At 39.1% G+C, this 9,183-nt stretch carries 7 protein-coding genes; all 7 read left to right on the forward strand.

The window, feature by feature from the left end:
* Positions 1 to 2,273, forward strand: a 2,273-nt coding sequence (locus OGM63_RS16670; protein ID WP_263746714.1) for a peptidase domain-containing ABC transporter, incomplete at its 5' end; no start/stop codon positions are given.
* Between the two features lie 333 nt (positions 2,274 to 2,606).
* Complete coding sequence (locus OGM63_RS16675; protein ID WP_263746715.1) at positions 2,607 to 4,049, forward strand: beta-barrel domain-containing protein; 1,443 nt, start codon at positions 2,607 to 2,609, stop codon at positions 4,047 to 4,049.
* Between the two features lie 56 nt (positions 4,050 to 4,105).
* Positions 4,106 to 5,086, forward strand: a complete 981-nt coding sequence (locus OGM63_RS16680) for a phosphotransferase enzyme family protein (RefSeq protein ID WP_263746716.1) — start codon at positions 4,106 to 4,108, stop codon at positions 5,084 to 5,086.
* A gap of 90 nt (positions 5,087 to 5,176) precedes the next feature.
* The gene (locus OGM63_RS16685) at positions 5,177 to 5,368 is read left to right on the forward strand and encodes a hypothetical protein (protein ID WP_263746717.1); all 192 of its coding nucleotides are present in this window, start codon (positions 5,177 to 5,179) and stop codon (positions 5,366 to 5,368) included.
* Between the two features lie 112 nt (positions 5,369 to 5,480).
* Positions 5,481 to 6,764, forward strand: coding sequence for a serine hydrolase (locus OGM63_RS16690; RefSeq protein WP_263746718.1), 1,284 nt, complete (start codon positions 5,481 to 5,483; stop codon positions 6,762 to 6,764).
* Positions 6,765 to 6,874: 110 nt separating this feature from the next.
* Complete coding sequence (locus OGM63_RS16695; protein ID WP_263746719.1) at positions 6,875 to 8,287, forward strand: NYN domain-containing protein; 1,413 nt, start codon at positions 6,875 to 6,877, stop codon at positions 8,285 to 8,287.
* 405 nt (positions 8,288 to 8,692) lie between these two features.
* On the forward strand, positions 8,693 to 9,183 hold a 491-nt coding region (locus tag OGM63_RS16700), incomplete at its 3' end, for a VOC family protein (RefSeq protein ID WP_263746720.1).

Here is a 9,183-nt window from a genome sequence, read left to right on the forward strand (position 1 = left end):
CCCACTCCTCCACTCCCCCCCGGACTTCCCGTGATGATATCCCCTACGCACCAGATGAACCAGAAGGAAGACAAGTAGAAACTTCTAGCCTAAAAAAATATCCACACTCGCGTGGTAGTGGTAAAGTAGATGCTATTCTAGCTTGCTTCCAAATGTTGAGCAAGCAGTTGAATTTGCCTTTTCGTCGGGAAGTTTTGCGTAAAGTTTTGCTTTCGCAGCAACGACGAACAGGTTCGCTATCGTTGCAGCAGTGTGGAGCGATCGCTGAATCATTGGGTTTAAATGCCCAACTTATCAGTTTACCAGTTAACGCCGTCGGACGACTTCAAGCACCGGCGATTGTGCAATGGCAAGATAGTTTTGCTCTACTTTACGAAATCAATACTCAAGCGATCGTTTTAGGAATTCCCGAAGTTGGAGTTTTACGACAAAAAACCGCAGATGTTGCCAGTATTCTCCTACAATCGGCAACCAAATTAGATGAATCTCCCAAAGAAACTGTTCCAGTTTTGCTGCTCCAACAAACTAGATACACACCCCAGCAAAAGTTTGGTTTAAGTTGGTTTTTACCTTCTTTATACAAATATCGTCAAGTACTAGTTGAGGTATTTATTGCCTCATTCTTTGTTCAATTGTTTGGGTTAGCAAATCCGTTGATGACCCAAGTTATTATCGACAAAGTTTTAGTGCAAAACAGCGCTGATACGTTGCAAGTATTGGGCGTTTTTCTCATAGTAATTGCAGTCTTTGAAGCAATATTAACTAGCATTCGGACTTTTTTATTCGTCGATACTACCAATCGAATTGACTTAGCACTTGGTTCAGAAATTATTGACCATTTGCTACGTTTACCTTTACGATACTTTGAAAGACGACCCGTAGGTGAATTATCAACACGGGTAAATGAGTTAGAAAACATTCGCTCCTTTTTAACTGGAACAGCTTTAACAGTCGTTTTGGATGCAGTGTTTTCGGTTATTTATATTGTGGTAATGTTTCTCTACAGTTGGCTGCTGAGTTTAGTAGCGCTCTCCACATTACCATTATTCGTACTTTTAACAACATCAGTTTCTCCAATTGTCCGACGACAACTGCGCTCCAAAGCCGAACGCAATGCGGAAGCGCAATCTCATTTAGTTGAAGTGCTATCGGGTATCCAAACAGTAAAAGCGCAAAATATCGAATTGCGATCGCGTTGGCAATGGCAAGAACGTTACGCTCGTTACGTCAGTGCCGGTTTTAAAACAGTCCAAACCTCCACCGCAGCAGGTTCCACCAGCAACTTCTTAAGTCAACTTTCCGGTTTACTAGTGTTGTGGGTAGGAGCTTATTTAGTACTCAAAGGCGAACTTACCTTAGGGCAATTAATCGCCTTTCGGATTATAGCAGGTTACGTCACCAGTCCATTACTGCGTTTAACGCAACTGTGGCAGAACTTCCAAGAAACCGCTCTTTCTTTGGAAAGATTGAGTGATATTATCGACTCACCCACAGAATCTTCCGAAAGCGATCGCGGTAACATTCCCATGCCGATGATTCAGGGTTCAGTTAAGTATGATAACGTATCCTTCCGCTTCAATCCCAGCGGTCCGCTACAACTTAATAATATCAACTTAGAATTTCCCGCTGGTATATTTGTGGGTATTGTCGGTCAAAGCGGTTCCGGCAAAAGTACTTTGATGAAGCTTATACCGCGTTTATATCCTTTAGAATCAGGTAGAATTTTAATCGACGGTTACGACATCAACAAAGTCGAACTTTATTCACTCAGACGACAGATAGGTATCGTACCACAAGATACGCTGTTATTTGATGGCACAATCCAAGAAAATATCGCCTTAAATCATCCAGACGCAAGCTCAGAAGAAATTATCGAAGCTGGGAAAATAGCCTTTGCTCACGAGTTCATTATGAACCTAGCTAACGGTTACAATACCAGAGTTGGAGAACGCGGTGCATCCCTTTCTGGGGGACAGCGACAAAGAATAGCGATCGCTCGAACCATCCTGCAAAACCCGCAAATGCTCATTCTCGACGAAGCTACCAGTGCGTTGGATTATGAATCAGAACGGCAAGTTTGTTTAAATTTAGCCGAAGCATTTAAAGGACGCACTGTTTTCTTTATTACCCATCGTCTCACTACAATTCGCAATGCCGATTTGATTTTAATGCTCGATCAAGGCTTTGTAGTCGAACAAGGAACGCATAAACAATTAATGAGTGAAAAAGGTCGTTATTACTGTTTATATCAACAGCAAGAAGCGGAACTTTAAAAAAGAGTTAGGAGTTAGGAGTTAGGAGTGAGGAGTTAGGAGTTAGGAGTTAGGAGTGAGGAGTTAGGAGTGAGGAGTTAGGAGTGAGGAGTTAGGAGTGAGGAGTTAGGAGTGAGGAGTTAGGAGTTAGGAGTTAGGAGTGAGGAGTTAGGAGTGAGGAGTTAGGAGTTAGGAGTTAGGAGTTAGGAGTGAGGAGTTAGGAGTTAGGAGTTAGGAGTTAGGAGTGAGGAGTTAAAAATTAGGAGTTATAAGTGAAGTAATAACAACCAGCAACCAACAACAGCCAACAACCAACAACGCTCCCAGTATCCACTAACAACCAACCACTAAACAATGAATTTTGAATTTGACCAACCTGTAATTTTACAGCGATCGCCTATATTATCACGAGCAGTACTATGGGGTATCATTGGTGTTACCAGCTTCACTTTAATTTGGTCTGCTGTTGCCAAAATTGAAGAAGCAATTCCCGCAACTGGTAAACTAGAGCCACAAGGAATAGTCAGAGAAGTTAAAGTACCCCTCAATGGCTTAGTAAAAGAAGTTTATATTAAAGACGGTCAACAAGTTAAGCAGGGAGACTTGCTGTTGCGTCTTGACCACACTGCACAAAAAGCGCAAAAAGTCTACTTGCAGAAAGTTCGTAATAATTTACTACAAGAAAATCAATTTTATCAATCCCAGATGGGTGATAAGGTTCGCATTCCGGGGACAAATCAGCTAAAATTGCCTGAAGAGATCGCAATATTGACGAAAAATCGTGCAGGTTTAGTTGCCGAAAATCAACTTTATCGAGTGCAACTTTCCGGAAAATCGCAAGGAGTAAATTTAACACCCGATCAGCAATTGCGCTTGCAAACCAATCAGCAAGAACTGAAAACCAAAGCTGCGACTGTGAAATTAGAAGCTTCACAATTAGAAAAGCAGGTGATACAAAATCAGGTAAAATTGGCGAATGCGAAAAACGTCTTAAAAATTAATTCCCGCATTCTCAAAGACTTAGAACCGTTATTTAAAGAAGGTGCGATCGCTCGTCTGCAATATCTACAGCAACAGCAGCAAGTTAGTACTCAGCAATCAGAAGTCGATGAGTTAACCCAAGAAGGAGAACGATTGAAGTTAGCGATCGCACAATCTGGTGAACGTCTGCAAAATACCATGTCTGCGTCCAACCAAGACTTGTGGACGAAAATAGCCGATAATGACAAACGCATTGCCGAAATAGACAGCCAATTAAAAAAAGCGATCGTTGAAAACGAAAAAAACATTGCCGAGATGGATAACCAAATCAGCCAAAACCAAGTTTCTTTAGATTATCAAGAAATTCGTTCCCCAGTCAATGGTAAAATCTTTGATTTGAAAGCCAGTAATCCTGGATTTGTCGCAAATTCCACCGAACCAGTTCTCAAAGTTGTCCCAGAAAACTCTCTCAAAGCCGAAGTATTTCTAACCAACAAAGATATTGGTTTCGTTAGAGCAGGAATGCCTGTAGACATAAGAATTGACTCTTTTCCCTTTAGCGAATTTGGTGATATCAAAGGTACACTAGAATCCATTGGGTCCGATGCCTTACCACCCACCGAAATTCGTCCCTACTACAGCTTCCCAGTGACAGTACGCTTAAATCAGCAAGCACTCATACTCAAAGACAGACAACTACCCCTTCAATCAGGAATGTCAGTAAGTGTCAACATCAAACTACGAAAACGCACAATTTTAAGCATCTTCATCGACGGATTTACCCAACAAATAGAAAGCCTAAAATTCATGAGATAAACGTAGTAAGCGCAGAGAGCGCTTTCTTACTCCATACCTCATTTTCATAAATTAAAATGAACTGGAACCAACTCGCACAAACTGCACTAACTCAATACAATATCCCCGATGCGAGATTATTTTTCCTCGGTCATAGCGAAAATGTCACCTTTCGCATAGAAACATCTAGTTCACATAACGGCAAAACAGCAAAATTCCTTCTCCGTATCCATCACCCAATTGCTCAACAAAGCGATTCAATTTGGCAGCAGCACAACGTAATTGAGTCAGAACTCTTATGGCTATCAGCATTACATCGCGATACCAACCTGATAGTACCAAAGCCAGTGCAAAACAAAAACGGCACCTTCGTAACCTCTGTAGCAATTGATGCAACACCACCGCTCAATTGCACCTTAATGCAGTGGATTGACGGTTGCCAAATCAGTACCCAACCCACAGAAAACCAAGCATGGCAAATTGGAGAATTGATGGCTCAGTTGCACCAGCATAGCAGCTTTTGGGAGTTACCTTTAGGCTTTGTGCGACCAAAATACGACTGGGAAGAGTTACAAACCTCACTGATGAGGCTGCATCTAGTGAGAATATCTGACGCTGATTTTGCTGTGCTTGAGACGACAGTCAAGCGAATTGCTCTAGTGATGACAGCGCTAGGAAAAACACGCTCTTCTTGGGGTGTCATTCACGCAGACCTAAACGAAAATAATTATATATTTCATGAAGATGAGGTACGAGCGATCGACTTTTCACGTTGTGGCTTCGGTTATTATCTTTATGACATTGGCTCTACACTGCTACATCTGAAGAGTGAAAACCGTAAAGCGTTCCTCAATGGTTATCAAAGCGTGCGCTTATTGCCCGATGACTATCAAAATATATTAGAAGCGTTTTTTCTCGCGGCAATGATAGATAATTTTGCATTTCACGCATCAAATCCCAACGAACACGATAACTTATTGGAAAGTATACCCTACGTAACTGAGACACTTTGTAGCAGATATCTTCAAGGCGAACCATTCTTATTTTATTATTACTAAAGAAAGAGGAATAATTACTTCTTCAAGATGAGGCAGAACTAATCAATTAGCTGTTTAGGTTAAGAATAGCAACCATTAAGCCTAAAAACCATGAATAAGACATTACTATCAATTTTAATATTTGCCTTCTTACTCTTGTTCATCGTTTCTCCCTTTGCTGGACTTGCGAGTTTAATGCTCGTGTTGTTAGTAGGAGCGTTTTTCTCTTTAGTAGGGAATATCTTTCAGGCAATTATTGGTACTAACAGCAATTCTCAACCACAAAAAGAAGCTCACGACTAAAAGCATTAATTTTTTTGCAAGTTTAGAAGTTGTGCGATCGCGCTTAGAAAAACAAGATACCCGACTTCTTAAATAAGTCGGGTATCTGAAACAAAATATTAATATACTTACCATGCAAAACATCGAAGCGCAAATAAACGAATATCTTCAACTACATACCAACAAATACTATTTTAGCGGTTCTGTATTAATCGCTCAAAACAGTAATATTTTAATCAGTAAAGGGTATGGGATGGCAAATTATGAACTTGATGTTCCTAATACCCCTCAAACCAAATTTCGTATAGGTTCCATTACCAAACAATTTACTGCAATGGCAATCATGCAATTGCAAGAAAAAAACTTGCTTAATGTCACCGATTCAATAACCAAACATATACCCGATTATCCAGAAACAGGTAAACAAATTACCATCCATCATTTATTAACTCATACATCAGGCATTCCTAATTATACAAGTTTTCCTGATTATCAGGAAACTATGATGATACCTTCTTCTGTTGAAACAACTATTGCCAAATTTAAAGATAAACCCTTAGAATTTACACCCGGAGAAAAATACAGCTACTGCAATTCTGGATATATTTTATTAGGCTACATCATCGAAAAGATTTCTGGCAAACCTTATGAAACATATCTCCAAGAGAATATTTTCCAACCTTTGGAGATGAAAAATACTGGATATGACCATTACAGTAAAATAATTAAAAATCGCGCTTCTGGTTACTATATGACTGGTAATGGCTCAATAAATGCAGCTTATATGGATATGTGTAATGGTTATAGTGCAGGTGCTTTGTACTCCACAGTTGAAGATTTATATTTGTGGGATAGAGCGTTATATACTGAACAAATCATAAGTAAAACTTCTTTAGATAATGCTTTTACTCCTTTTCTAGAAAACTATGGCTATGGTTGGGAGATAACAGAACTATTTAATCATAAAGTTGTCGGTCATGGTGGCGCAATTAATGGTTTTGTTACAAATCTCGACAGATATATTAATGATGACATTTGTATCATTGTGTTGAGCAATAATGGATTTTCAATGATTAATGTAATTAGTAAAGACTTAGCCGCAATTGTTTTTGGGGAAAAATATGAACTACCATTAGAAAGAACTGCGATAAAAGTTGACCCGAAAATCTATGATGCTTATATTGGAGAATATGAACTAGCTCCTAACTTCATCATTACAATTACCAGAGAAAATGACCAAATTTTTGCTCAAGCTACTGCACAATCTAAAGCTGAAATCTACCCAGAATCGGAAACTGAATATTTCTACACACTAGTTTACGCTCAAATAACCTTTGTTAAAAATGAAAAAGGAGAAGTGACAGAGTTGATTGTGCACCAAAATGGACAAGAAAAGCCTCTTAAAAAGATTAAGTAAGTATTAACCTTTACCTTAAGCAGTTTCACGGATCTCAGATGGTTTCTTGCCCAGATATAACATGATGATAGTCTGAGCGTGGATGTCCTACTGTAGCGTGCTTGTCAACTATGGAACTTTTGCTGACAACTGATGATTCTGTCCTCTTCAACAAAATCGGCTTCTATGTTGGTCAAGCAATTATTGCCATTCAACACAAGCAACCAGAATTATTACTAGAAAAATATAGAAACATATCTTGGAGCAGCCACCATCAATCTAGTTTAACAGCAAAATTAACCGAAATACTTCGCCCAAGCAACGACTGGCACACATTAATTAATAAATTGCAAGGATTTCTAAAAGTTTTATTAATTCCTGAATCCTTCAACTCACCAATATTAATAAAATTAATTGAAGACATTCGTCTACTCAATCCTGCAAAAGTTGAGTTAAATGGTTCAAGCAGCTTCAACACAATTAACCCAGTATCATCGGAAATAGTAACTAATGGCTCTTTATCGCAGACAAAAATAGCAGTTTTACTTTTAGATGCAGAAAACCTACAAATAAACGCCGAAACTGAACAATTCTTAACAACAGTTTGCACTTGCCCGATTCAAGTTAAAATTGCCTTTGCTAATTGGCGCAGCATGGGTAAACTAGATATTGAATTTCATCAGCGTGGCTACGACTTAATTCATGTCCCCGCAGGGAGAGACAATGCTGATGGAAAAATGATAGCCTTTGGTTCCTCAATTCATGAACATTACCCAAAAGCTAAAGAAGTTTTAGTTTGTTCCTCAGACACAGTGATGACTAACCTGTGCAACCATCTTCAGCAAAATGGATTAACAGTTTACCAGGTCAGCAAGCAAAAAAATAATATAACAGTAACTAATATCTATACCGCAAAAACTGACAATTATTATTTGAATAAATTACCAGAAATACCAACACTAGAACAGTTTATTTATCAATTAAAAGAGTTAATTAAAGTTGAACAAAAGCGGACTAAAAACTGTTGGTTAGAACTTGCTACTCTTTCTCAGATGTTTAAAGAAAAATATCAATTCACTATTAGTCAAGTTGTCTCAAAGCATCTTCCAGGTAAAAAAGCAAGAGATATTTTTGTTAATTATCCCACCGAGTTTGTAGTTCACCAAATGAGTGAGCAGTCTGAATTGTATGTAACGCTGTTTGAAATAAATCAAGTGCAGCAAGTAGAGAAAAGCAATGACGATGTTCAACAAACTAATGTAGCATCATTACCCTACATTAATTCTAAGACAGATTTGGAAGAAGCGCTAAAGAATATTATAAAAAAGTTAACTACTCAATCTTCTAATAGCTACATTTGCGTTGGAATTTTAGGTAGCAAATTTAGTCAACAACATGGTAAGTCGATTACTAACCAAATCAAATCTTTGCATTTGAGTGGTACTTTTATTAACTTTTTGAAATCATGCGATTCTTTTGAACTCCAAAAAATAGGCGATCGCTGGCATGTAGCACTACGTCAAGCCTCAAGTATTACAGCTTAGTACAAAATTCCACGCATTTCATAAGCATTCACTCAGCGTTACTCTGTCTTGAAAAGTTGTTCATGGGGGTAACGAACATGACCACACTTATCGAATCGCTTACAGAGAGCGTCCCTCTGCGTTTAACCTCATGCTCTTTATTATGTATTATGTAAATAAATGTAAAGAACACAATACATGATAAAGTCAATGTCGATGCGTTGGCATTGGCGTAGTGTGTCGCAGACAAGCCACTCAATCATGAGTATCGCGCCACATAAACTCGCTTTTTTAAAATATTATGTTTTTTTAGGTCAAAAACAAAGCTGTTGTTACCTAATTATAGCTGAGGAAAGACGTGAAAATCCGGCAAAAAAGGCAAAATCTAGAGACAGATAAGCTCCAAGCGGTGGATTTTCGTAATTTATGAAAATTGCTCATGTTCATTTCTACCTAGAAGATGCACTCGTCTGGCAAGACTGGTTTGTAAGTCATCTCGGCTTTCAAGCGGTAACGGATTATATGATCCCCCTAACCTTGACAAATTCAAGCAACGAGTACGGATCGTTTCACACTTGCACAAAAGTAGTCAAAAGTGGTGCCGTCTGCTTTTTGCTGTCTTCACCACTGTCACCCACAAGTCCAGTAGCTGAGTTTTTGCGTCAGCACCCCCCTGGTGTGGCAGATGTTGCTTTTGCTGTCGAAGATGTGGAAAAAGCGATCGCTCTGGCTGCACAACACAATGCCAAAATCCTCCAACCGATTCAAGAATACCAACAAAGTCAAGAATACATCAAGTGGGGCAAAATCGCCGCATGGGGTTCTTTGACTCATACTTTGATAGAAAGGGGACAAGGGGACAAGGGGACAAGGGGACAAGGGGGACAAGGGGACAAGGGGACAAGGGCTGGCGCTTA

Source organism: Plectonema radiosum NIES-515, assembly GCF_025753815.1.
GTDB classification, from domain to species: Bacteria; Cyanobacteriota; Cyanobacteriia; order Cyanobacteriales; family Nostocaceae; genus Hassallia; species Hassallia radiosum_A.

Coding starts and splice junctions, on each gene's coding strand:
- OGM63_RS16675 (WP_263746715.1), top strand. CDS start 2,607: ATGAATTTTGAATTTGACCAACCTGTAATTTTACAGCGATCGCCTATA.
- OGM63_RS16680 (WP_263746716.1), top strand. CDS start 4,106: ATGAACTGGAACCAACTCGCACAAACTGCACTAACTCAATACAATATC.
- OGM63_RS16685 (WP_263746717.1), top strand. CDS start 5,177: ATGAATAAGACATTACTATCAATTTTAATATTTGCCTTCTTACTCTTG.
- OGM63_RS16690 (WP_263746718.1), top strand. CDS start 5,481: ATGCAAAACATCGAAGCGCAAATAAACGAATATCTTCAACTACATACC.
- OGM63_RS16695 (WP_263746719.1), top strand. CDS start 6,875: ATGGAACTTTTGCTGACAACTGATGATTCTGTCCTCTTCAACAAAATC.